This is a genomic window from Vogesella lacus (genome assembly GCF_979366295.1).
In genome coordinates this window covers 106,094-131,031 of record NZ_CEETQT010000004.1, presented here as the reverse complement: position 1 = coordinate 131,031, position 24,938 = coordinate 106,094, and the positions used below count along the sequence as shown (strand labels likewise).

The window sequence follows — 24,938 nt, the reverse complement described above, 5'->3', positions numbered from 1 at the left end:
CTGCTCTGTTTTCTGGTGGCGACAGTCCGGCACCGGCAGGTAATAAAATGGCCGCCCGTGTTTCCGGGCGGCCTTGTTTTTTATGCGCTGATTACGCGCTTGGTCGTGGCAACAACATTCTCCACGGTGAAACCGAACTCCTTGAACAGCACGCCGGCCGGAGCGGATTCACCGAAATGATCGATACCGATCACTTCACCGTCCAGACCCACATACTTGCGCCAGATATCGGTTACACCAGCCTCGATCGCCACGCGCGGCAAGCCGGCCGGCAGCACGGAGGCGATATAAGCCTTGTCCTGCTTGTCGAAGGCATTGGTGCACGGTACGGAAACCACGCGCACGGCCACACCTTCTGCGGCCAACGCTTCCTGCGCCTTCAGTGCCAGCTCGACTTCAGAGCCGGTTGCCAGCAGTACGGCTTGCGGGCCCTCCGCATCACGCAGTACGTAACCACCTTTCTTCACGCCTTCGATCTGCGCCGCGTCGCGGGCGACGAAAGGCAGGTTCTGACGGCTGAAGATCAGGCAGGACGGATGATCCTTGGCCGACAGTGCCTCAGCCCACGCCACCATGGATTCCACGGTGTCACATGGACGCCATACCGCCATGTTCGGGATCAGACGCAGGGTCGCGATCTGCTCGACCGGCTGGTGAGTCGGGCCGTCTTCGCCCAGACCGATGGAGTCGTGGGTGAACACGAAGATCGGGTTGATCTTCATCAGCGCAGCCATACGCAGAGCATTACGCGCGTATTCGCTGAACATCAGGAAGGTCGCGCCGAACGGCTTCACGCCGCCGTGCAGGGCCAGGCCATTCATGATGGCAGCCATGCCGAATTCGCGTACGCCGTAGTGCAGGTAGTTACCGCCGGTTTCGGCAGTCACGGCCACCGAACCTGGCCAGTTGGTCAGGTTGGACGGGGTCAGGTCGGCAGAGCCACCCACCAGTTCCGGCAGTACTTCGGCAAACGCGGCGATGGCGTTCTGCGAGGCCTTGCGGGTGGCGATGGTTTCGGCCTTGTCGTTGACCGCAGCAATCTTGGCGGCAACATGCTGATCCCAGCCGGCCGGCAGCTCGCCAGCCATACGGCGGGTGTATTCGGCAGCCAGCTCAGGGTAAGCGGCAGCGTAGTCAGCAAACAGCTTGTCCCAGGCGCTTTCCAGCTCGCTGCCCTTGGCCTTGCAATCCCAGGCGGCGTACATTTCCTGCGGGATCACGAATGGCTCGTAAGCCCACTGCAGGTTGGCACGTGCCGCAGCGATTTCGGCACTACCCAGTGGGGCGCCGTGCACGTCGTGGCCACCTTGCTTGTTCGGTGCGCCCTTGCCGATCACGGTCTTGCAGCAGATCAGGGTCGGACGGTCGGCTTTCTTGGCGGTCGCGATAGCGGTCTGCAACTCTTCGACGTCGTGGCCGTCTACATTGCGGATAACCTGCCAGCCGTAAGCTTCGAAGCGAGCCGGGGTGTCGTCGGTGAACCAGCCTTCAACATCGCCGTCAATGGAGATGCCGTTATCGTCGTAGAAGGCGATCAGCTTGGACAGGCCCCAAGTGCCGGCCAACGAGCAGGCTTCGTGCGAGATGCCTTCCATCAGGCAGCCATCGCCGAGGAATACGTAGGTGTGATGATCAACCACCGGGAAACCGTCGCGGTTGAATTCGGCAGCCAGCATTTTCTCGGCCAGCGCGAAGCCGACTGCATTGCTGATGCCCTGACCCAGCGGGCCGGTAGTGGTCTCAACGCCTGGCGCATAGCCGTACTCCGGGTGACCCGGGGTCTTGCTGTGCAACTGGCGGAAGTTCTTGAGGTCCTCGATCGACAAGTCATAGCCAGTCAGATGCAGCAGGCTGTACAGCAGCATGGAGCCATGGCCGTTGGACAGTACGAAACGGTCGCGGTTGGACCAATCCGGATTGGCAGGGCTATGCTTCAGGTGATCACGCCACAGGACTTCGGCGATGTCAGCCATGCCCATCGGGGCGCCAGGGTGACCGGATTTGGCTTTTTCCACTGCGTCCATGGACAGGAAACGCACGGCGTTGGCAAGCTCGGTACGGGAGACCATTCGGGGAGAACCTCAGTGTTGGGGTAAGCGGTACAGCGGTTTGTCATCTGGCTATGCCATGAGGCTCCGCTGCAAATCTCGGGAATTATCGCTGATTTTACGGTATTGCGGCAACCGCACATCTGCAGCCATGCTGCTGTTTTATAAGTAATAAAACTACTCTCCCGCCTGCGGGAGTCTGGAGAATATCTTTGATCGACCCAAGCAATCTGATCGATAACACGCCGCGCAAAGTCCCGTTCTACCATGGCTGGTACTGGATCAGGGATGCGTTCTTTCTGGTGCGCGAGCAACCGCTGACCTGGATACTCTATTCGGCAATTTATCTATTGCTTCAAGTGCTTGCCAATATGATTCCGGGTGTCGGCCAGCTCTTGGCCATGGTTGCCGTGCCGGTATTTACCGGCAGCTTTGTGCTGCTGGCACAACGAGCCAGCCAAGGGGAGACACTGCGCATAAGCGACCTGCAAACCGGCCTGAAACAGTATCCACGCCCGCTGATCGGCCTGGGTTTTGCTTATGTCGGCTTGCTGATGGCGGCCATGTTGCTGGCCATTCTTTTGTTTGCCGGCGGCAGCATGCCGGGCAAGCACATGAGCCAGATGCCGTTTGGCGAGATGTTGGCCGCAGCCGGGCTGATGCTGATTGCCATGATTACCGCCACGCTGCTGTACTGGTTTGCACCGGCCGCGGTGGTGCTGGCCGGGCAAAAGCCATGGCAAGCGATGAGGCTCAGCCTGCAAGCCGGTGTACGCAATACCGGTGCCATCCTGTTTTGCGGCAGCCTGCTGGCCATCACCATGCTGCTGGCCATGCTGCCCTGGGGGCTGGGCCTCGTACTGTGGCTGCCCATCATGTTCGTATCGGTGTTTACCGCGTGGCAGGATGTCTTTCCTGCCCGCGGTATCCCGACCGAAACCGGCAAGGTGGAAAACTAGACCTGATAACGGCGGATGGCGCTTTCCAGTTCACTGCCAAACTGGCGCAAGCGCTGTCCTTCCTCAGCCGTCGCCACCGCCGAGGCACTGTTCTCCTCGCTCATCTGCGCCACTTTCTCGACTTGCTGCGCCATCGCCGAACTGGCACTGCTCTGCTCGCGCATCGCGCCGGTAATCTCGCTGACTTGCGACACCACCTCCTCGGCACTATTGCGGATCGCCCTTATCGCATCACTGGCCTTCTGCGCGTGGCCAACCCCGGCATCTACCTGCAATACTGCCTGCTGCATGATGGCTACCGTGGCGCTCGCCTCAGACTGGATGGCATTCACCGTACCGATAATCTCCTGGGTTGAAGAGGCCGTCCGTTCCGCCAGTTTGCGTACCTCGTCCGCTACCACGGCAAAGCCCCGTCCCTGCTCACCGGCACGCGCGGCTTCGATCGCGGCGTTCAGCGCCAGCAGATTGGTCTGGTCGGCAATATCCTTGATCACATTGACCACCGCGTTGATCGTGGTGGTTCGTTCTTTCAGCGCATCAATCTGCACCGCCGAGTCTTTTACCTGCTCGGCAATCTGGTTGATGCTGGTAATCGTCTCGTCAATCACCTTGCCGCCGGTCAAGGCCAGCTCGCCTGCCTTGCGGGCGGTCTGGTCAGTCTCCTGCGCGCGGTCGGCCACGTGACCGATACTGACAGTCACCTGCTCGATCCCCGCGGCCATGCTGGAAGTCGACTCGCTGACAATGCGTGAAGAATTGGACATGCGCTGGCTGGTATCTGACAGCGTATGCACCGACACGGAAACATCCTGCCCTACTCGTGCCAGTTGCTGCATGCTGCCCTGTAACACATCCAGCAGCTTGTTGACTGCGTGCAAGGAAGCACCGATTTCATCCTGACTCTTCACTTCCACTCGCCGGGTAAAGTCAAAATTCTGGCTGATACCGGTCAGGAAGTCCTGCAGCTTGGCCAACGGTGCGGCGATACTGCGGGTAATCAGCCAGCCGAGAATCGCACTGACCAGCACGCCAACCAAGCCCAACACCACCAACTGAATCTTGACCGCATACATATCGGACTCGGCATCCGTAACCATTTGCTGGTTTTCATCATGAATCAGCTTGGCATGCTCGCGCAGCAAGGTGTTCAGCTTGCCCATTGAAGGCGAAGCAAATGACGAAATCTGCACCTTGGCTTCGGCATCCTTTTGCTCCAGCGCAAAGGCCATGGCTTTGTCCGCATGTTCGAATGCCGTAGGCTGCCAATCGGTTGCCTTTTGCAGGCTGGCCTGACTCGCTGCAGATGGCGGGTAAGCCGGATCGGCCATCACCTGCTTCAGCTCGGTCATCAGTTCCAGAAATGACTTCTGTGCGCCTTGGTATTTGTCACGGGTTTTTTGCCGGGTTTCCATCGTGTCATCCAGCACGATCTGGCGGTATTGCACACGCATCTCTTGCGAACGATCGATCATGCTCGATGCCAGCTCGATCTGCCGCGAGCTTGACTGCACCAGTATCCGCAAGTTTGCCTGCAACTCGAGCAAGCCACGAATGGCAACCAGATCCGCCACCAGCAACAGCACCACTGCACAGGCAAAACCCAGACTTAACCGCTTGGCCACCGAAACATTGAACATGACCATCCCCTCCTTCGTCATTGATGCAAGCTCATCTCTACATAACAACGCTAGCAGAGCAGGTAAGTGCTTGCCGACTTTCTGAGCCAACTGGCGCATTAATGCCGATCAGCATATAAACCTTGCCGAACAACAACTTATGCAAATAGGGATATCTGTATAAAACCGGTTCAGGGCTTGCTGACAACAGCCAGGTATCTGGCTTGAATGGCACGGATCTCGCCGCTGGCGTGCATGCTTTGCAATTGCTTGTCCAGTTGCAGGCGAAAGTCGTTCTTGAACGCAAACGCAGCCGCACGCGCGGCATAACCGATATGTCCGGTTTCCCGGCCCAACACCGGCCCGCCAAGCAATTCCAGCCGCGTCCCGTCCGGCTTGCGCAGCCGCCGGCGATAAATCTCGTATTGCACCGCAAGCGGATCACCCAGATAACAGTCCGCACGACCTGCCGCTATCATGCGCAGGCTGGTAACGGTATCAGCGGCTTCATCCAGCCTGATGATGCCCTTGCTGACCGCTGCTTGTACGGCCTCGCCGCCAACCAGAAAGCCGCTGTTTCGCAAGAAACGCAATCCCGAAAAATCATCAGGAAAATACGCAGGATTGGCAGGCTTGTACTGGGCCGGCAACAGGCATAGTGGCTGGGTGACTTCCTCGAGAATCGCCACTGAATAGCGGTCGATGAAAGGACGTTCGGCAAAACGCTGATATGGCGGGTAAAACGCAAAATAGTGACCGAGACTGACCTGGGCCAGAATGCGCTTCCAGGGCTCGGCCTTGATGGTGACCTGGTAAGCCGGCATGCGCGAAAAAGCCAGTTTGAGGATATCGGTATAGATTCCGCGCACCTGGCCATCCTCGACATAGGAATACGGCGGATAGCCGGCGTCTGCGTACACGGTAACGGGCGTCACGCCTGCTGCTTCCAGACATACCGGAAACAGCAGGCCAAGCAGGATACCCCGCCAGCGGCTGCCCATGTGCATGTCCCCGTCAGATCCGGAACCGCGCCAGCAGGCTGTCCTGCTGGGCTACCTTGCCAGACGTTTCATCACAATGCTGCAGCTGAATTTCTGCCCCGCCGGCGACTTTCTCGCCGATCTGGCGGATGTTGGCCGCACTGTCGCTGATCTCGCGGGTCATGCTGCCCTGACGCTGGATAATGCCCGCGATCTCGGCATTCTTGCCGTTGATATCGGCAATCACATCCTGCACCCGCAGCAGCAGCTGGTTGATCTGTTCGGCATCGCGCACGGTACTGCCCGCTTTCTCGCGGCTTTCTTCCATCTTTTGGTGCGCCAGCGCGACACCACGCTGCAGCTGCTCGATCATGCCGCGGATTTCCTTGGTTGATTGCTGGGTCTGCGAAGCCAGTGTGCGCACCTCGTCGGCCACCACGGCAAAGCCGCGCCCCATCTCCCCGGCGCGGGCGGCCTCGATCGCGGCATTCAAGGCCAGCAGATTGGTCTGCTCGGCAACGCCGGTAATCACTTGCACAATCGATTCGATGTTCTTGCTGAATGCGGCCAACTCGTTCATCGAACGCGAGGTCTCGTCCATGGTTTCGGCCAGCTTGCGTACCGTATCGCTGGAACGCGCCACCAGCTGCATGCGGCTGTCGGTCTCTTCGTGGGCCTGCCGCGCAGCGCTGGCCACGGCAGAGGCATTACCGGTCATGTCCAGCGCCGAATCCGCCACCTGCTGGATAGCCTGGGCCAGATCTTCCAGCTCATGCTGCAAGCGCGCCGCATCGTCACGGCTCTGCCTGGCCTCGTGTGCACTCAGGTCTGTGCCATCGTGGACATGCCGTGCAATCTGCTTGATATCCCCGACCAGCTGCTGCAGATAGGCAAGAAAGCGATTGAGCTCCTCCGCCACCTCGTAAAACTCATTACCGGCGTTTACCGTTACCCGGCGAGTCAGATCGCCATCGCCGCTATTGATCTGCGCCAGCGACATCTTGAGCTGCATGATCGGCGTCTGCAGCAGGCGTGACAGCAAGGTGCTCAACACCAGCATGCTTAGCAACACCCCGACCACGGCCCCGCCGATGGCCTGCATGCCCAGCTCTCGTACATCAGCCAGTACCTTGTCGGAATCGAGCACGATGCCGACCAGCCACTTGGCGTTGCGCAGATTCGCCAGCGGCTGGAAAGCCACCATCAGCTTGTGGCCATCCACCTCGATTTCCTGCAGCTCCGGGCTCAGCTTGGGCGTCTGGCCGGCAAACAGCTCGCCGATAGTTTTGCCGTTCAGCTTGCCATCAGGGTGACTGATGATCTTGCCGTCGGCCGAGAGCAGAAAGGCATAGCCGGCCCCGTCAAAGTCGACGGTATTCAGCGCCACGGAAACGGTTTTCAGGCTCAAATCACCACCAAAAGCACCTTTGAACTGGCCTTTGTCGCTGAGTTTGGCCACCGCCGAGATCAGGATTTCGCCACTGGCGGCATCCGGATAAGGCTCGGTCAGCGCCGCCTGCGGTGCGTCCTTGGCTACCGGATACCACGGCCGCTTGCGCGCATCCCAACCGGGCGGGTCCCAGGACGGATCATTGGTGATGCGTTTGCCATCGCTATCCAGCCCGCCAAAAATCAGCAGGAATTCCTGCTTGAGCTGGGGCCGGTTGAAGACTTCCTGAATGCGTTCGGGGCTGAAGCCCGAATCGATGGTCTGCGCCATCAGATCTATCTGAGCGAGTTTGCCGTTCAGCCAGTTCTCGATCTGGGCGGCCAGCACCCGTCCGGTCTGGCTGATTTCCTGCTGCTTGCCATCGCGGACACTGCTGGCGATGCTCTGGTACTGCCACCAGGACAAGGCTGAAATCGTAACCGCCAGCACCAGCGCAGAAATCAGGCCGGCCTTGTGTGCAATCTTCATGGTTAGCTCCTGCCAGGCAAAACGACACCCTTAACCATAGACAAGATTACAGATCAGCCGGCCAGTTTATATATCGACATTAAGCCTGCCTGCAGTTGGCCGCATGGCTGTGCGCCTTATGACTCTTTGCGCATGTCGACGTGCGGAATGCCGCCGTCGTCGTACGGTGCCGACACCGCGACAAAACCGAAGCTGGCGTAGAAGGGCTGGCGATCAGCCTGCGAAGAGAGCATCAGCGGGAAACCGGCAAACAGCTGCTGGCAATGACGAATAGCCTGGCTCATCAGCGGTTTGCCGATGCCGCTGCCACGCAGGCGCGGTGGAATCACCACGCGGCCGATCGCTGCCGCATCGGCATAGGTCAAGCCAGGCGGAATCAGTCGTGCATAAGCCACCAGCCGGCCGGTCTCGTCACGCGCCGACAAGTGCCAGCATTTCTGGTCGACACCATCGACATCACCATAAATGGATTGCTGCTCTACCACAAACACCTGATCGCGCAGCTGCAGCACCTCGTACAGCTCGATCGTCGTGAATTCGGCAAAGTCGTGGCAACGCCACTGCAGTTGACCGGCCATAGTACAATTCCCCATTAAGTGAAAACGAAACTACCATAGCACAGCCACTATCTGTCTGTTGCCTGGAGCACCATGAACCACGACGACCTGTTTGCCCACCCGACCAGCGATGCCGGCCAGCCGCCGGCACCACCCGCCCCGCCTGCGGCCAACCTTGCCGATGAAGACGGCAATATCGCGCTCGATCTTTACGCCGAACGTGCCTATCTCGAATACGCGATGAGCGTGGTCAAGGGCCGCGCCCTGCCCGAGGTGGCCGACGGCCAGAAGCCGGTACAACGCCGCATCCTGTACGCGATGCGCGATATGGGGCTGGTGCATGGCGCCAAGCCGGTGAAATCCGCCCGTGTGGTTGGTGAAATCCTGGGTAAATACCACCCGCACGGCGACAGCTCGGCCTACGAGGCCATGGTGCGCATGGCGCAGGACTTCACCCTGCGCTACCCGCTGATCGACGGCCAGGGCAACTTCGGTAGCCGCGACGGCGACGGCGCGGCGGCCATGCGTTACACCGAAGCGCGCCTGACGCCGATTGCCGAACTGCTGCTGTCCGAAATCGACATGGGCACCGTGGACTTCGTGCCCAACTACGACGGTGCATTCGAAGAGCCGGCACTGTTGCCGGCGCGTCTGCCTATGGTGCTGCTCAATGGTGCCTCCGGCATCGCGGTCGGCATGGCCACCGAGATTCCGCCGCACAATCTGAAAGAAGTCGCCGAAGCCTCGCTGGCACTGCTGGCGAATCCGGACCTGACCACCGCCGAGCTGATGCAATACGTGCCTGGGCCGGACTTCCCCGGTGGCGGCCAGATCATCACCGCCGCCGAAGACATTCAGGCCGCGTATGAAGTTGGCCGCGGCAGCGTGCGCGTGCGCGCCAAGTGGGAGGTGGAAAAGCTGGCGCGCGGCCAGTGGCGTGTGATCGTGTCCGAGCTGCCGCCAGGCTCCAGCGCACAGAAAGTGCTGGCCGAAATCGAAGAGGCCACCAACCCCAAGCTCAAATCCGGCAAGAAGGCACTGACGCAGGAGCAGCAAAACCTGAAGAGCCTGATGCTGTCGCTGCTCGATCGCGTGCGCGACGAATCCGACAGCGAGCAACCGGTGCGACTGGTATTCGAGCCGAAATCCAGCCGTCAGGATCCGGACGAATTCATGAACATCCTGCTGGCGCAGACCAGTCTGGAAGGCAATGCCTCGCTCAATCTGGTGATGATAGGCATGGACGGCCGTCCGGCGCAGAAAGGCCTGAAGACCATCCTCGCCGAATGGCTGGACTTCCGTCAGCACACGATCACTCGCCGCCTGAACTACCGTCTCGGCCAGGTCGACAAGCGCATCCATATTCTCGAAGGCCGCATGATTGCCTTCATTCATATTGATGAAGTGATCCGCGTGATCCGCGAATCGGACGAGCCCAAGCCGGAGCTGATCAAGGCCTTTGGTCTGTCCGAGGCACAGGCCGAAGACATTCTCGAAATCCGCCTGCGTCAGCTGGCGCGTCTCGAAGGCTTCAAGCTGGAGAAGGAACTGGCCGATCTGCGCAAGGAGCGCGATGGCCTGCGTCATCTGCTGGATAACGAAGGCGCGCTGCGCGGCAAGATGGCCGAAGAAATCCGCAGCGATGCGGTGAAATACGGCGATGCGCGCCGCAGCGAAATCAAGGTGGCCGAACGCGCGGTGCTGACCCAGACCGTGGCCGACGAACCGGTCACCATCATCCTGTCGCAAAAAGGCTGGGTGCGCGCACGGGTTGGCCACAATGTCGATCTGTCGGCGCTCTCGTTCAAGGATGGCGACGCGCTGCATACCGTGGTCGAGACGCGCACCGTGTGGTCGCTGATCGTGCTCGACAGCAAGGGCCGCGCTTACACTATCGACCCGGCCGATGTGCCGACCGGTCGCGGTGACGGCGTGCCGGTGGCCAGTCTGGTCGAGCTGCAGGATGGTGCCAAACCGGCGCAGATGCTGTCGGGCAAGGATGAGGCGCGCTTTGTCATCGCCGGCAGCGGCGGCTACGGCTTCATCGCCAAGATCGGCGATATGGCCGGCCGCGTCAAAGCCGGCAAGGCCTTCATCACGCTGGATGCGGGCGAGACCGTGCTGGCACCGGTGCCGGCTGCGGCCAAGCTTGATGGCGTACGCCTCGTTGCCGCCAGTGACGGCGGCCGCCTGCTGGCCTTCCCCGCCGGCGAGCTGAAAGAGCTGGCCAAGGGCCGCGGCCTGATGCTGATCGCGCTGGACGAGGGCGAAGTGCTGACCGCCGTCGGCCTCGTCAGCGGCGAAAAAGCCGTGCTGGCCACCACCTCGGTACGCGGCAAGGTCGGCGATGAAAAGCTGGCTCTGGCCGAGTTCGACGGCAAGCGTGGCCGCAAAGGCAAGTTGCTGCCGAAGAAGTGGCTGATCAGCCGCATCGGCAATCCGGAAAGCTGAGCGATGAGCGCGGGCAGTACGCGTCCTTTGCGTTTCTTCAATCTGTTCCGCCTGGCGCTCGTCGGCGTGCTGTTGCTGATGACGCAGTGGGCGCTGCCCGCCTATCGCCTGCCGGCAGACTGGCTGCAGCTGTGGCTGCTGGCTTTTGCCATTGTCAGCGCCAGCCTGCCGCTGGCGCAGCAATACCGGCAATCGACCAATCGCATCGTCACCGGCATGTTGCTGGCCGATCTGCTGCTGATCGGCCTGCTGCTGCAGCATTATGGTGGCGTTCGCAGCGGCTTCGGTATGCTGCTGCTGCCCTTCCTCGCCGTCGGCGGCATGCTGGTTTCCGGCCGGCTGGCGCTGTTTCATGCCGCCATCGCCACCTTTGTGCTGTTTACCGCCACCATCTCTACCGACAGCCATCTGGATAGCGGCGAGCTGTTCCAGACCGCAATGCTTGCCATTGCCTGCTTTGTCACCAGTACCAGCACCTGGCTGCTGGGCAGGCAGGCACGACTGTCGGAACAGCTGGCCGCCAGACGCGGCAGCGAGATTGCGCGCCTGCACCGGCTGAATGCGCTGGCCCTGCAGAACCTGCGCGAAGCGGTGATCGTCAGCGACAGTCGCGGTGCCATCCAGCAATTCAATCTGGCCGCCAGCCAGTTGCTGGGCACGCTGCACCGCGAACAGCCACACGACATCCTGCAACCGCTGCTGGCCGAATGGCGGCTGGCCGGCAGCCCGCTGGTAGCGCGCGACATCCGCTGCGACTGGCAGGGTCAGCCGCTCTGCGGCCGGCTGGTGGCGCTGGCCAGCGATGAAGACGTGCTGCTGGTGCTGTTTCTGCAGCCACAAAGCCTGCTCGACGAAGAAGCGCGCCAGACCAAGTTGGCCGCACTCGGCCGGCTGACTGCCAGCATGGCGCACGAAATCCGCAACCCGCTGTCGGCAATCAGCCACGCCAGCGAGCTGCTGCTGGAAGAGAGCGAAAACCCCTACCAGCACAAGCTCGGCCGCATGGTGCAAGACAACACCCGCCGCATCAACCGGTTGGTGGAAGAAGTGCTGGTGCTCAACCGCCGCGACCGCGTGCAGCCGGTGTGGCTGCAAGGCAGCGTGGTGCTGGAAGAAATCCTGTCCGACTTCGCCATGGCTCACCCCGACTGGCGCCACTGCCTCGACTGGCAGCTCGCCGGCGATTGCAGCCTGCTGTTTGACCGCGGCCACCTGCAACAGATCGTCAGCAATCTGCTGGCCAATGCCTGCCGTCACGGCAGCGGTGCGGCCGGCAGCGTGTTCCTGAGCCTGGCCGACGGCAAGCTGCTGGTACGCGATGACGGCCCCGGCCCGGACAAAACCGTACAGCAACACCTGTTTGAACCGTTCTTTACCACCGCCAACCAGGGCACCGGCCTTGGCCTGTATATTGCGCGCGAGCTGGCGCTGGCCAATGGCGCCAGCCTCGACTACCTGCCGCCTGGCGGCTGTTTCCAACTGCTATTCGGTTCCGCCAAATGACGATGACGCCCGCCTGTGTATTGATCGTGGATGATGAGGCCGACCTGCGCGAGCTGGTCGACATGACCCTGCAGAAAATGGGGCTGGCCACCGCCCAGGCGGCCAACGTTGGCGAGGCGCAAAAGCTGCTGGCGAAACAGCGTTTCGATCTGGTGCTCACCGATATGCGCCTGCCCGATGGCGAAGGCCTGCAGGTGGTGCAGTACATCAGCGAACACGCGCTGGATATTCCGGTGGCGGTGATTACCGCCTACGGCAATACCGAGAATGCCGTGGCGGCAATGAAGGCCGGTGCCTTTGATTACCTGTCCAAGCCGCTGAGTCTGGCCGCGCTGCGCAGTCTGGTGAAATCGGCGGTACGCCTGCCCGCGGCCAACCTTGCCGGCAGCCAGCGGCTGCAAGGCCAGGCAGCGGCGATGCAGGAAGCGCGCCGGCTGATTGCCAAACTGGCCTGCAGCCAGGCCGCCGTCCACATCAGCGGCGAATCCGGCAGCGGCAAGGAACAGGCCGCGCGCAGCATCCACGAACAGGGCAAACGCGCCGACAAGCCCTTTGTCGCCGTCAACTGCGGCGCGATTCCCGAGGCGCTGATGGAGAGCGAATTCTTCGGCAGCAAGAAAGGCGCGTATACCGGTGCCGAGGCCGACCGCCCCGGTTTCTTCCAGCAAGCCGACGGCGGCACGCTGTTTCTCGACGAGGTGGCCGACCTGCCGCTGGCGATGCAGGTCAAGTTGCTGCGCGCCATCCAGGAAAAATCGGTACGCCGCCTCGGCGCAACACAGGAAGAAGCCATCGATGTGCGCATCCTGTCTGCCAGCCACAAGAATCTGGCGCAGGCAGTCGCCGAGGGCCGCTTCCGGCAGGATCTGTACTACCGCCTCAATGTGATCGGCCTGGCGATGCCGCCGCTGCGCGAAATGCGCGAGGACCTGCCGCAGCTGATCGCCGCCCTGCTGACCCGCTTTGCGGCTGGCGACACCCCGCCACAGCTCGCGCCCGCCGCCGCCGCCCAGCTGCTGACCTACGACTATCCCGGCAACTTCCGCGAGCTGGAAAACATCCTCGAACGCGCGGTGGCACTGTGCGATGGCAGCCTCATCCAGTGTGACGACCTGCAGCTGCGCCCTGCGGCCAACCTTGACGAGGGCGGCAGCGACAGCGGCCAGCCCGGCAGCGGCGAAACCCTGCAGGACTATCTCGACCGCGTCGAGCGCGGCGCGCTCGAACAGGCGCTGCAGCAAAGCAATGGCAACCGCACCCAGGCCGCACGGCTGCTGGGCATCAGCTTCCGCTCGATGCGCTACCGACTCGAGCGGCTGGGCTTCAAGGACCATCAGGACTGAGGGTGGCTGCCATGCAAAAAGCCGGTTTCACGTGAAACCGGCTTTTTGTTTACCCAGCGACAAGTCCGGCCTCAGCCATGTGCACCCGGACGCAGCTTGATTGCCAGCCCTTTGAGCAGATAGCGCAAGAACTGGTCACCACAATTACGGAAGTGCTTGTGATCAGGCTTGCGGAACAGTGCGCCGACTTCGGCGCTCGACACCTGCAGGCCGGCCTTGGCGATCAGCGCCTCGATATCGTCCTGCTTGAGCTCGAAGGCGACGCGCAGCTTTTTCAGGATGTCGTTATTGCTCAGCCGCAACATCGGCGCAACCGGTGCCGCGCCTTCGCGGCGACCGCGACGCTCGATGATCAGGCCATCGAGAAAGGCCGACAGCAACTCGTCGCTGCACACACGAAAACCGGCTTCGTCGTCCTTTTTCAGCATGGCGGCAAAGTCGTCATCGGCGTGCGGCTCAACATGCCGCAGGATGGTCAGCATATGCTTGTCGGAGCAATTCAGGATAAAGCGCACACTGCGCAGGATGTCGTTGTGGATCATGTCCGGCTACTCAAGGTTGGCCGCAAGCGGCTGGCGGCCAACCTTGCGGCTTGATGGCGTCTTGCCGTCGCTGCCGGGCTCGACAGCGCAGGAAAGCGCCAGTTTGGTGAACTTCATGGCATGTCTGGCCGAATTACCCATATTGGCCAGCGTGTCATTCGCGGTGTGAATGTGCGGATTGTAATCGCTAAACCGTGACGCGAACGGCAAAGTTGCGGCACATCACACCACGCACCTCATGCTCTTACGGTGCCAGTCGCTGTCGCAGCCATTGCGCATCGTCTTGCAGGCTGTACAGCACACGGTCGTGCAGGCGGCTCGGGCGGCCCTGCCAGAATTCGATGCGGTCCGGCACGATGGCGTAACCGCCCCAGTGCGGCGGACGCGGTACGCTGAGCGGGTGTTTGATGCCGACCGCCGCCGCGCGGCTGACGAGTACGGTCTTGCTGTCGATTACCGTACTCTGCTCGCTGGCCCAGGCACCGATACGGCTGGTATACGGCCGGCTGGCGAAATAGGCGTCGGACACCTCCGGTGCCAGCTGCACCACCCGCCCCTCCACCCGCACCTGACGCTCCAGCTCCGGCCAGAAGAAGGTAACGGCGGCAAAAGGGTTGGCCGCAAGGCTCTGGCCTTTGCGGCTCAGGTAATTGGTGTAGAACAGCAGCTGGCCGTCTTCCAGCCCTTTCAGCAGCACGATGCGGCTGTTTGGCCGGCCATCGGTGCCGACGGTGGCCAGATTCATCGCGGTCGGCTCGTTGACCTTGGCGGCGATGGCTTCCTGCAGCCACTGATCCAGCTGGGCGAGCGCGTCCGGCAGGCAATCATCGGGCGAGAGTTCTTTTTGGCTGTATTCGAGACGGATATCGGCAAGATTGAGGGCCATGGACAAGCTCCTGTAGGAATGACGGCACAGGCCGTGTGGCAAGAGAAATCGCCGCCATCATACCCTGACTGCCCGCTTATGGTGCCGCCGTCCCGCCGGCCGCCTGATCCGCAGCAAGGTTGGCCGCAAGGAAATCCACCAGCATGCGCACCTTGGGCGACAACTGGCGGTTGGCGGGATACAGCGCCCAGATGCCCTCGTCGGCTTCCTGATAGGCACCAAGCAGCGCCACCAGCGCGCCGCTTTGCAGATGACGGGCGACATAGTAATCGGGCAGCTGCACGATGCCGACGCCCTGCAAGGCGGCATCGGCCAGCACGTGGCCGTTATTGCAGCGCAGCTTGCCGTGCACGCGCAGCAGCCGCCGCCGGCCATGCTCCTGCACATGCCAGGCATCGTTGCTGCCCAGCAGGCAGTTGTGCTGCTCCAGTTCGGCCAGCGTATTCGGGATACCGTGGCTGGCCAGATAAGCCGGCGAGGCGCAGATGTATTGCCGGCGCGAGGCCAGCCGCCGCGCCACCAGCGAGGAGTCGGGCAGATGGCCGATGCGGATCGCCAGGTCATAACCCTCATGCACCAGATCCAGCACCTGATTGCTCAGCTGCAGATTGATTTCCAGCGCCGGATACTGGCGGCCGAAACGGGTCACCAGCGGCGCGATATGGCTTTCGCCATAGGCCAGCGGCGCGGTGATTTTCAGGCTGCCTTGTGGCTGTGCCAGATGCTGCGACAGCGCCTGCTCGGCCACGGCCAGGCCTTCCAGCAACTGGCGGCAATGCTGCAGATAGAGCTGGCCAGTCTCGGTCAGCGTCACCTGGCGCGTAGTGCGATACAAAAGCTGGGTGCCCAGCCTCGCTTCCAGCCGCGTCACCTGCCGGCTGATGTGGGCTACCGATAGCGCCAGCTGTTTGGCGGCGCGGGTAAAGCTGCCCTGCTCGGCCACGCTGACGAACTCACACATCCCTTCCCAAGCCAGCATTATTACCACCTGTAAAAAATCATTTACCAAATGACAGGATTATCACCAGAAATGCCGGTAATACAATGAACGATTACTGACTCCGCACCTGCCAAGGAAAACATCATGAGCGAGATCATCCAGTGCAAGGCCGCCGTGGCCTGGGCCGCCGGCCAGCCATTGTCCATCGAAGACATCGAGGTGATGCCACCGCAAGCCGGCGAGGTGCGCGTGCGCATCGTTGCCAGCGGCGTGTGCCACACCGATGCCTTCACCCTGTCCGGTGAAGATCCGGAAGGCATCTTCCCCTGTATTCTCGGCCACGAGGGCGGCGGCATTGTGGAGTCGGTCGGCGAAGGCGTGACCAGCGTTGCCGTTGGCGATCACGTGATTCCGCTGTATACGCCGGAATGTGGCGAGTGCAAGTTCTGCAAATCGGGCAAGACCAATCTGTGCCAGAAGATCCGCGCGACCCAGGGCAAGGGCCTGATGCCGGATGGCACCACCCGTTTCCGCAGCAAGGACGGCCAGCCTATCTACCACTACATGGGCACCTCGACTTTCAGCGAATACACCGTGCTGCCGGAGATCTCGCTGGCCAAGGTCAATCCGGCGGCGCCGCTGGAAGAAGTCTGTCTGCTCGGCTGTGGCGTTACCACCGGCATGGGCGCGGTGGTCAACACCGCCAAGGTCAAGGCCGGTGACAGCGTGGCGATTTTCGGTCTTGGCGGCATCGGCCTGTCGGCCATCATCGGCGCGCGCATGGCCGGCGCCGGCCGCATCATCGGCATCGACATCAACGAGAGCAAGTTCACGCTGGCACAGAAGCTGGGCGCCACCGACGTGATCAACCCGAAAAACTTCGACAAGCCTATCCAGGACGTGATCGTGGAGATGACCGACGGCGGCGTGGATTTCTCCTTCGAGTGCATCGGCAACGTCAACGTGATGCGTTCGGCGCTGGAATGCTGCCACAAGGGTTGGGGCGAATCGGTGATCATCGGCGTGGCCGGTGCCGGCCAGGAAATCAGCACTCGTCCGTTCCAGCTGGTGACCGGTCGCGTGTGGCGCGGCTCGGCCTTTGGCGGCGTGCGCGGCCGCTCCGAGCTGCCGGATTATGTCGAGCGTTACCTGAAGGGCGAATTCCGCCTCGACGACTTCATCACCCACACCATGCCGCTGCAGGACATCAATACCGCCTTCGACCTGATGCACGAAGGCAAGAGCATCCGCTCGGTGATTCACTACAGCAAATAAACCATCCGCGCCTGCGGCCAACCTTGGCCGCAGGCTGCGTCGGGAGACAGACCAGATGAATCTGGAAATGATCGCCAGCAACAAGAGCTTCGGTGGCTGGCACAAGCAATACCGCCATGATTCGGCCGTGCTCGGCTGCCGCATGCGCTTTGCCATCTACCTGCCGCCGCAGGCCGCCAGCGGCCAGCCGGTACCGGTGTTGTACTGGCTGTCGGGGCTGACCTGCACCGACGAGAACTTCATGCAGAAAGCCGGCGCCCAGCGCCTCGCCGCCGAGCTGGGCATCGCCATCGTCGCACCGGATACCAGTCCGCGCGGCGAAGAGGTCGCCGACGATGCCGGCTATGATCTCGGCCAGGGGGCCGGCTTCTACCTCAATGCCACGGAAGCGCCGTGGATGCGTCACTACCGCATGTACGACTACATCAGCCAGGAGCTGCCGGCGCTGATTGCCGCGCATTTTCCGGTCAGCGAACGGCGCGCCATCGCCGGCCACTCGATGGGCGGGCATGGCGCACTCATCTGTGCGCTGAAACGGCCGCAGGACTACGTGTCGGTATCGGCGTTCAGCCCGATCGCCAATCCGGTCAACGCGCCGTGGGGGCAGAAGGCATTCAGCACCTATCTGGGCAGCTACCCCGCCACATGGCAGCAATGGGATGCCAGCGTGCTGATGGCGGCCGCCAGCGCCGACACGCGGCTGCCATGCCGCGTCGACATTGGCCTGGCTGACGGTTTCCTCGCCGAACAGCTGCAACCGGAAGCGCTGGAATGTGCGGCCGCCGCCAGTGGCTATCCGCTGCAGCTGCACCGCCACGACGGTTACGACCACAGCTACTATTTCATTGCCAGTTTCATCGAGGCGCAGCTGCGCTTTCACGCGCAGCATCTGTTTGCCCAGGCGGTGACAACAGATTGAGTTGTAAAGGGTTGGCCGCAGCAAGCGTTGCGGCCAAGCCCCTCGCCTGCCCTGTTTTGGGCTAGAATAGCCCGTTTCCTACTGCGGCTTTTCTTTGCACTCATGCATCTGGTTGCCTTTGGACTGAACCACCATACCGCGCCGCTGGCGATACGCGAACGGCTGGCTTTCCCTGCAGAAACGCTGCCAGGCGCCTTGTCACAGCTGGTCGAGTCCAAGGCTGCCCGCGAGGCGACCATCGTATCCACCTGTAATCGCACCGAGTTGTACTGCGCCACGCAGCAACCCGATGCGGCACTGGCCTGGCTGGCCAACTACCACGGCCTGAGCCTGGACGAGGTGCGCCCTTACCTGTACCAGCTGGATGCCAGCGAGACCGCGCGTCATGCCTTCCGCGTGGCGTCGGGGCTGGATTCCATGGTGCTGGGCGAGACGCAGATTCTGGGGCAGATCAAGGATGCGGTGCGGGTGGCCGAAAACGCCGGCACGCTGGGCAGCCTGCTCAACGGCCTGTTCCAGAAAACGTTTTCCGTGGCCAAGAATGTACGCAGCCAGACTGCCGTCGGTGCCAGCTCGGTGTCGATGGCCGCCGCCGGCGTCAAGCTGACCGAGCAGATCTTTGCCAGCATCAGCGAACTCAATGTGCTGTTCATCGGTGCCGGCGAGATGATAGAGCTGGTGGCCACCCACTATGCCGCGCGCCAGCCGCGCCTGCTGACGGTGGCCAACCGCACGCTGTCGCGTGGTGAAACCCTGGCCGCGCAGTTTGGCGGCAATGCCATCACCCTGTCCGAGCTGCCGGAACAGCTGCACAAATATGATGTGGTAGTCAGCTCGACTGCCAGCCAGCTGCCCATCATCGGCAAGGGTCTGGTCGAGCGGGCCATCAAGGCGCGCCGCCACCGGCCGATGTTCATGCTGGACCTGGCCGTACCACGCGATATCGAAGCCGAAGTCGGCCAGCTTGATGATGTCTACCTGTACACCGTCGATGATATCGCTGGCATCGTCGAAGTCGGCCAGCAGGCACGCAACCAGGCGGCCGAACAGGCCGAGCTGCTGATCAGCCACAGCGTCGGCGAATTTGTCGACTGGCTGAAAAAGCGCGACACCGTGCCGCTGATCCGCGCGCTGCGCGACGAGGCCGACCGCACGCGGCGTCACGCGCTGGAGGCCGCGCTCAAGCAGCTGGCCAAGGGCACGCCCCCCGAAAAAGTGCTGGAGACCCTGTCGGTCCAGCTCACCAACAAACTGATGCACCCGCCGACGCAGGCACTGTCATCCGGCAGTGGCGCGGCGCACGAGGCACAGGTCGAACTCATATCCCGCCTGTACCGCTTACACCCGGAGCAGTAATGAAACCGTCTATCGCGGCAAAACTCGCCCAGCTGGCTGACCGGCTGGAAGAGGTCACCCACCTGTTGGCATCCGAAAACGCCACTTCCGATATGGATACCTTCCGCAAGCTCACGCGTGAACACGCCGAGCTGACGCCGGTGGTAGAGACTTATCACGCCTTCCAGCAGTGCGAAGCCGATATCGAAACCGCCGGCGAGCTGTTGTCCGACCCGGACATGAAGGAATTCGCGCAAGAAGAGATTGCGGCCAACAAGGCACGCCTCGATCAGCTGGATCTCGATCTGCAAAAGCTGCTGCTGCCGAAAGACCCGAACGACGACAAGAACATCCTGCTGGAAATCCGCGCCGGTACCGGCGGCGACGAAGCAGCGCTGTTTGCCGGCGACCTCTTGCGCATGTACACGCGCTATGCCGAACGCCAGCGTTGGCAGACCGAAATCCTGTCGGCCAGCGAATCCGATCTCGGTGGCTACAAGGAAGTCATCGTGCGTATCGCCGGTGACGGTGCTTACTCGCGCCTGAAATTCGAATCCGGCGGCCACCGTGTACAGCGCGTACCGGCCACCGAAACCCAGGGCCGCATCCACACCTCGGCCTGCACCGTTGCCGTGATGCCCGAGGCTGACGAAATCGCCGAAGTGGTGCTGAATCCGGCCGATCTGCGTATCGATACCTACCGCGCCAGCGGTGCCGGCGGTCAGCACATCAACAAGACCGACTCGGCCGTGCGTATCACCCACTTGCCGACCGGCATCGTCGCCGAATGCCAGGATGGCCGTTCGCAGCACGCCAACAAGGCCAGCGCCATGCGCGTGCTGGCGGCGCGTATCTACGACATCCAGCTGCGTGCCCAACAGCAGAAGGAAGCCGCCGAGCGCAAGAGTCTGGTCGGCTCCGGTGACCGTTCCGAGCGCATCCGCACCTACAACTACCCGCAAGGCCGTATCACCGACCACCGCATCAATCTGACTCTGTACAAGCTGGATTACGCGATGGATGGCGATCTGTTCGAGCTGACCGATGCCCTGGTGGCCGAGCAGCAAGCCGAATTGCTGGCGCAACTCGCCGACTGATTCCGATTCTGTCCGGATAAAAAAAGCAGCCCTTAGTGGCTGCTTTTTTTATTTCCGATTCCGTTCGTATTAATTTATTCAAATAGCAAATAAATCTCAAATTAATATAATTATCAAAATATTAGTTTCACATTAAATGCCAATGTGCAATTTTAATTCTCACAATTCGAATTAAAGGCAATTTGTATTAATATGCGCGACTTTGCCATCTTGCCGGGCTCTGTCCGGTTTCGCCAGCAATCCGGAGCGCACCATGTCATTCAAATTGTCTATCCGCCATAAACTGTTACTGGGTTTTGGCAGCATTCTGCTGCTGCTGATCCTGATGATAGCGATCAGCCTGCAAAAAATGGCCGAGATCCAGGGCGAGCTCGACCACATGATGAATAACCGCTACCCCAAGGTAGAGGATGCCAATCGTCTGGTGCGCAATATGCTGGAGAACAACAGCCTGCTGCTGGAAGCCATGCAGAAAGCCACGCCGGAAGATGCCAAGGCCGTGCTGGACAAGATGAAGGGCAATATCACGCTGAATAACGAAATCTTTGCCCGGTTTGACCAGACCGTAAGCACCGAGGATGGCAAGGCCTTGCTGCAGCAGCTGCACAAAGACCGCCAGGCGGTGCGTGTCTCGCTGGTCAATCTGCTGCCCTATATCGAGCAGAACCGTTATTCCGAAGCCCAGACCGCCTATGACGAGTTTGCCCCGATTACCGCCCGTTTTCTGGATGATATGGTGCAGTTTGCCCAGTATCAGGCCAATGAAATGCGCGTGCGCCAGCAGGAAGCTGCCAGCCATTACCAGAATACCCGCCTGCTATTGCTGATTCTGGGTGGTTTGTCGCTGCTGGCCGGCCTTGCCATTGCCCTGACCCTGTCCTCTCGTATGGCCGGCAAGTTGGCCGCAGCGGTCACCTTCAGCCAGAAAATTGCCGCCGGTGACTTTACCCCGATGGCGCAACAGCATTACCGCGAAGGCGGCGATGAAATCCAGCAGCTGCTGGCCGCACAAGAGCAGATGCGCGCCCAGCTGGCCGGCGCCCTGCAAGAAGTGCATCACAATGCCGCCCAGGTGGCCGCTGCCGCCATCCGTCTGAACGATGCCTCGCAACATGTAGCCAACGGTGCCCAACGCCAGGCAGATTCCACCGCCTCTGCCGCTGCCACCTTGGAGCAGCTGACCGTCAGCATCAATCACGTGGCCGACAATGCCGGCGACGCCTCGCATCAGGCCAACCAGGCCGGCAAGCTGGCCGAACAGGGCAGCCGCGAAGTCTCCCATTCGGTGCAGCGCATTGCCATGGTCAGCCAGCATGTCAGCGATACGTCCAGCCAGATCGACGCGCTGACCGGCGAAGTGCAGGCCATCGGCAATATCGTCACCGTCATCCGCGATGTGGCCGACCAGACCAATCTGCTGGCGCTGAACGCCGCCATCGAAGCCGCTCGTGCCGGCGAGAGCGGCCGCGGCTTTGCCGTAGTGGCCGACGAAGTACGCAAGCTGGCCGAGCGCACCACGGTCTCGGCCGAAGAAATCACCCGCATGATTGCCGCCATCCAGCACAACGCCGGCCGCGTGGTCGAGCGCATGGAGCAGAGCCGCCAGAGCGTCAGCGACGTCACCGCCAGCGCCGGCAACAGCTCGCAAGCCATGCAGCAGGTGCGTCACAGCGCCGAAGGCGTGCTGGAGGCGATCAGCCATATCAACCACGCACTGACCGAGCAACGCAGCGCCAGTCAGGGCCTGTCGCGCGATATGGAGGCCGTCGCCCACATGGCCGAGGAAAACAGCCGCACCGTCGGCCAGCTGGCCGACTCCTCGCGCCAGTTGCAGCAATCGTCCGATGCGCTGCGCCAGGTGGTGTCACGCTTCCGTATCTGAGTTTTTCCGCCTCAAGACAGCCCGGCTCATGCCGGGCTTTTTCATATGCGGAATAGAAGGCAGGGTTAGACTTTTAGGCAAAAACGGTATTAGGCAAACGCCCTTGCCGTATATAGTATGTAGCGTTCTAAAGCCTGTCCCATTACTGCTTGTTGGAGAATAAGACGATGCGCATTGCCGACTCCGTGACCGACCTGATTGGCAACACCCCACTGGTACGCCTGAACCGGATTACCGACGGTGCGGCCGCCACCGTGGTTGCCAAACTGGAATTCTTCAATCCCGGCCACAGCGTGAAAGACCGTATCGCCGTGGCGATGATCGACGCCGCCGAACAGGCCGGCAAGATCGGCCCGGATACCGTCATCGTCGAGCCGACTTCGGGTAATACCGGCATCGGCCTGGCCATGGTATGTGCCGCGCGCGGCTACAAGCTGAAGATCACCATGCCGGAAACCATGAGCAAGGAACGCCGTCAGCTGCTGCGCGCCTATGGTGCCGAGCTGATCCTGACCCCCGGCCCGGATGGCATGGGCGGCGCGATTGCCAAGGCCCGCGAAATCGTTGCGGCCAACCCTGACAGCCACTTCATGCCGCAGCAGTTCGAAAACCCGGCCAATCCCGAGGTTCACCGCAACACCACCGCCGAAGAAGTGTGGCGCGATACCGATGGCCAGATCGACATCTTCGTTGCCGGCGTGGGCACCGGCGGCACCATTACCGGTGTCGGCGAAGTACTGAAGGCCCGCAAGCCGGGTGTGCAGATCGTGGCGGTCGAGCCGGATGCCTCGCCGGTACTGTCCGGTGGTGCCAAGGGCCCGCACCCTATCCAGGGCATCGGCGCCGGCTTCGTGCCACCGATTCTCAACACCGGCGTCTACGACGAAATCATCCGCGTGAAGAACGACGACGCGATGACGACGGCGCGCAATGTCGCCACCCAGGAAGGCGTGCTGGTCGGCATTTCCTCCGGTGCTGCCGTTTGGGCCGCGCTGGAGCTGGCCAAGCGCCCGGAAAACGCCGGCAAGCTGATCGTGGTGGTGATTCCGTCCTTCGGCGAGCGCTATCTGTCCACCGCGCTGTTCGAGCATCTGGCCGGCTAAGCCCGCCCTGCTCACAGCAGAAGCCATGCCTGCCGGCATGGCTTTTTTCATGCGGCCAACCTTGCTGAGCGCCACGGCTATCCGTACAATGCGCGGCTGCCTTTTGCGGCAGATTCACATTGTCTTTCAATGCTTTAGGGTTAGCTGTGGCAGATATCAACCGACTCGACACCTGGGTCAAATACAAGAACGGCCTGTGCCAGGACTGCATGGGCAGCTGCTGTACCATGCCGGTGGAGATTCGCCTGCCCGACCTCGTGCGCATGGGGTTGGTTGACGAGTTCGAGCTGGAAGAGCCGATCAAGAACATCGCCAAACGGCTGGAAAAACAGCGCGTCATCCAGCACTTCAACTTCAAGATGAGTTTGTTCACCCTGGCCCAGCGCTCCAACGGCGACTGCCTGTATCTGGATGCCAAAAGCCGCTTGTGCACCATCTACGACAAACGCCCCGACACCTGCCGCAATCACCCGAAAATCGGCCCGCGCCCCGGTTTTTGCGCCTACACCCGCAACCCGCTAGCCAAACGGAGCCCGGCATGAGCACCCAAACCAATAATCCGCTGCATGGCATTACCCTGCAGAAAATCGTCGAAACCCTGCAGGAACGTTATGGCTGGGAAGGTCTGGCCAGCCGCATTCCGGTGCGCTGTTTCCAGCACGACCCCAGCCTGAAATCCAGCCTCGCCTTTCTGCGCCGCACACCATGGGCGCGCGAGAAGGTCGAACAGCTGTATCTGCAAACGCTCAAACCGGCCAAGGCTGCGAGTAGCAGCGGCGGCGGCAAGGCCCCGACCGTGCTGTTTGGCAGCAAAAAGTAATTCATATCGAAATTCTACAATAAGGCCAAGTGATTCTTTAACAACAGCCACTGACCGCGCACTGGTATTTAACTGGCAGAAGCCCTTATCATCGAGAATCCTTCTCAAACAGAGCCTCAAGATGCCCATCAAGACCAGGCAACGCCTGCTGGCCAGCGCCCATGCGCGCATGAGCCAGGATAGCGAACAGGAATGCCTGTCTTCATTGCGCCAGACCATGCTGCACTTGCAGGCGCTGGCGCAGCGCATCCCCGGCAGCTGTGCTACCACCCTGTGCTGGAGCCATGCCCACCATGGCAATCTGCCCGAAGTCGCCCGCGCCCTGCAGCTGACGCCACGTCAGCTGAAACTGCGGCTGATGCGCACCCTGCTTGGCCTGCGCCTGCTTGAGCAGACCGGCAGCCCCCCCTCCAGACAGCAGGTGCAAGCCGCTTACTGCCTGCTGTATTCACGGCTTTATCCGCAACGTACAGCCCAGCTGCAACACTGGTTAAGCTGCAGCGTGCGACATGGCGAGTTCCTGCATTTCGAGCGCCTGTGGCAGCAACTGCTGGATCCGCAAGCCTTGCCGGCATTGCTGCAAGCCGCCAGCACGCTGAGCCTCGCCCAGCGACTCTGGCTGCAGGTGCAACGCTGGCTGTCGCCGTACTACCTTGCCCACCTGCTGCACAGCCGCGCAGCACACTGACCTTCCTCGGCCCCCCCCTCTACACCAGCACGCTGGCCATTTGCACAAACATCTTTGCGCCTTGAGCAAAAGACGC

21 protein-coding genes are annotated in these 24,938 nt (G+C 61.4%); 13 read left to right on the top strand and 8 right to left on the bottom strand.

Annotated elements, in window-relative coordinates; genetic code table 11:
• Positions 1 to 80: 80 nt before the first annotated feature.
• Positions 81 to 2,069 (bottom strand): transketolase, encoded by a 1,989-nt coding sequence (gene tkt / locus ACZ9W6_RS06375; protein WP_465190253.1) that lies wholly within the window; start codon positions 2,067 to 2,069, stop codon positions 81 to 83.
• 191 nt (positions 2,070 to 2,260) lie between these two features.
• On the opposite strand from tkt, the gene ACZ9W6_RS06370 reads away from it, so the two are divergent.
• On the top strand, positions 2,261 to 3,007 hold the full coding sequence (locus ACZ9W6_RS06370; RefSeq protein WP_465190252.1) for a BPSS1780 family membrane protein: 747 nt from the start codon (positions 2,261 to 2,263) through the stop codon (positions 3,005 to 3,007).
• Here ACZ9W6_RS06370 and ACZ9W6_RS06365 read toward each other — a convergent pair.
• The 4 genes from ACZ9W6_RS06365 to ACZ9W6_RS06350 all read right to left on the bottom strand — a co-directional run bounded on the left by ACZ9W6_RS06365 (position 3,004) and on the right by ACZ9W6_RS06350 (position 8,099).
• Positions 3,004 to 4,644: a methyl-accepting chemotaxis protein gene (locus ACZ9W6_RS06365; RefSeq protein WP_465190251.1), complete on the bottom strand. Its 1,641-nt coding sequence runs from the start codon at positions 4,642 to 4,644 to the stop codon at positions 3,004 to 3,006. The genes ACZ9W6_RS06370 and ACZ9W6_RS06365 overlap by 4 nt on opposite strands.
• Positions 4,645 to 4,814: 170 nt before the next feature.
• Positions 4,815 to 5,630: a substrate-binding periplasmic protein gene (locus ACZ9W6_RS06360; protein WP_465190250.1), complete on the bottom strand. Its 816-nt coding sequence runs from the start codon at positions 5,628 to 5,630 to the stop codon at positions 4,815 to 4,817.
• 7 nt (positions 5,631 to 5,637) lie between these two features.
• Positions 5,638 to 7,521, bottom strand: coding sequence for a methyl-accepting chemotaxis protein (locus tag ACZ9W6_RS06355; protein ID WP_465190249.1), 1,884 nt, complete (start codon positions 7,519 to 7,521; stop codon positions 5,638 to 5,640).
• A 116-nt stretch (positions 7,522 to 7,637) separates the two neighbouring features.
• Entirely contained in the window at positions 7,638 to 8,099 is a 462-nt protein-coding gene (locus ACZ9W6_RS06350; protein ID WP_465190248.1) for a GNAT family N-acetyltransferase, read from the bottom strand.
• A gap of 72 nt (positions 8,100 to 8,171) precedes the next feature.
• Between ACZ9W6_RS06350 and parC the strand changes: the two genes are divergently transcribed.
• The 3 genes from parC to ACZ9W6_RS06335 are packed head-to-tail and all read left to right on the top strand — an operon-like array spanning position 8,172 to position 13,375.
• A complete protein-coding gene (gene parC, locus ACZ9W6_RS06345; protein ID WP_465190247.1) occupies positions 8,172 to 10,529 on the top strand; it encodes a DNA topoisomerase IV subunit A in 2,358 nt (785 codons plus the stop codon).
• Between the two features lie 3 nt (positions 10,530 to 10,532).
• A complete protein-coding gene (locus ACZ9W6_RS06340; RefSeq protein WP_465190246.1) occupies positions 10,533 to 12,032 on the top strand; it encodes a two-component system sensor histidine kinase NtrB in 1,500 nt (499 codons plus the stop codon).
• Entirely contained in the window at positions 12,029 to 13,375 is a 1,347-nt protein-coding gene (locus ACZ9W6_RS06335; RefSeq protein WP_465190245.1) for a sigma-54-dependent transcriptional regulator, read from the top strand. The genes ACZ9W6_RS06340 and ACZ9W6_RS06335 overlap by 4 nt, the downstream gene beginning before the upstream one ends.
• A gap of 71 nt (positions 13,376 to 13,446) precedes the next feature.
• Here ACZ9W6_RS06335 and ACZ9W6_RS06330 read toward each other — a convergent pair whose 3' ends face one another.
• From ACZ9W6_RS06330 to ACZ9W6_RS06320, 3 genes are all read right to left on the bottom strand, one after another.
• Positions 13,447 to 13,917 carry a YehS family protein gene (locus tag ACZ9W6_RS06330; RefSeq protein WP_465190244.1) on the bottom strand — a complete coding sequence of 157 codons (471 nt, stop codon included), beginning with the start codon at positions 13,915 to 13,917 and terminating at the stop codon, positions 13,447 to 13,449.
• Positions 13,918 to 14,161: 244 nt separating this feature from the next.
• Positions 14,162 to 14,803 (bottom strand): pyridoxamine 5'-phosphate oxidase, encoded by a 642-nt coding sequence (gene pdxH, locus ACZ9W6_RS06325; protein ID WP_465190243.1) that lies wholly within the window; start codon positions 14,801 to 14,803, stop codon positions 14,162 to 14,164.
• A gap of 76 nt (positions 14,804 to 14,879) precedes the next feature.
• Entirely contained in the window at positions 14,880 to 15,782 is a 903-nt protein-coding gene (locus tag ACZ9W6_RS06320; protein ID WP_465190242.1) for a LysR substrate-binding domain-containing protein, read from the bottom strand.
• A gap of 105 nt (positions 15,783 to 15,887) precedes the next feature.
• Here ACZ9W6_RS06320 and ACZ9W6_RS06315 point away from each other — a divergent pair, with 105 nt between their 5' ends.
• From ACZ9W6_RS06315 to ACZ9W6_RS06275, 9 genes are all read left to right on the top strand, one after another.
• Positions 15,888 to 17,018, top strand: a complete 1,131-nt coding sequence (locus ACZ9W6_RS06315; RefSeq protein ID WP_465190241.1) for an S-(hydroxymethyl)glutathione dehydrogenase/class III alcohol dehydrogenase — start codon at positions 15,888 to 15,890, stop codon at positions 17,016 to 17,018.
• 61 nt (positions 17,019 to 17,079) lie between these two features.
• Positions 17,080 to 17,937 (top strand): S-formylglutathione hydrolase, encoded by an 858-nt coding sequence (fghA, locus tag ACZ9W6_RS06310; RefSeq protein WP_465190467.1) that lies wholly within the window; start codon positions 17,080 to 17,082, stop codon positions 17,935 to 17,937.
• A 102-nt stretch (positions 17,938 to 18,039) separates the two neighbouring features.
• A complete protein-coding gene (gene hemA / locus ACZ9W6_RS06305) occupies positions 18,040 to 19,293 on the top strand; it encodes a glutamyl-tRNA reductase (protein ID WP_465190240.1) in 1,254 nt (417 codons plus the stop codon).
• Positions 19,293 to 20,369, top strand: coding sequence for a peptide chain release factor 1 (gene prfA, locus ACZ9W6_RS06300; RefSeq protein WP_465190239.1), 1,077 nt, complete (start codon positions 19,293 to 19,295; stop codon positions 20,367 to 20,369). Before hemA ends, prfA begins: the two co-directional genes overlap by 1 nt.
• Positions 20,370 to 20,622: 253 nt before the next feature.
• Positions 20,623 to 22,251, top strand: coding sequence for a methyl-accepting chemotaxis protein (locus ACZ9W6_RS06295; RefSeq protein ID WP_465190238.1), 1,629 nt, complete (start codon positions 20,623 to 20,625; stop codon positions 22,249 to 22,251).
• A gap of 167 nt (positions 22,252 to 22,418) precedes the next feature.
• Positions 22,419 to 23,354 (top strand): cysteine synthase A, encoded by a 936-nt coding sequence (gene cysK / locus ACZ9W6_RS06290; RefSeq protein WP_465190237.1) that lies wholly within the window; start codon positions 22,419 to 22,421, stop codon positions 23,352 to 23,354.
• A 146-nt stretch (positions 23,355 to 23,500) separates the two neighbouring features.
• Positions 23,501 to 23,896 carry a YkgJ family cysteine cluster protein gene (locus ACZ9W6_RS06285; RefSeq protein WP_465190236.1) on the top strand — a complete coding sequence of 132 codons (396 nt, stop codon included), beginning with the start codon at positions 23,501 to 23,503 and terminating at the stop codon, positions 23,894 to 23,896.
• Positions 23,893 to 24,174 carry a VF530 family protein gene (locus ACZ9W6_RS06280; RefSeq protein WP_465190235.1) on the top strand — a complete coding sequence of 94 codons (282 nt, stop codon included), beginning with the start codon at positions 23,893 to 23,895 and terminating at the stop codon, positions 24,172 to 24,174. Before ACZ9W6_RS06285 ends, ACZ9W6_RS06280 begins: the two co-directional genes overlap by 4 nt.
• Before the next feature lie 121 nt (positions 24,175 to 24,295).
• On the top strand, positions 24,296 to 24,862 hold the full coding sequence (locus tag ACZ9W6_RS06275) for a hypothetical protein (protein WP_465190234.1): 567 nt from the start codon (positions 24,296 to 24,298) through the stop codon (positions 24,860 to 24,862).
• Positions 24,863 to 24,938 lie beyond the last annotated feature (76 nt).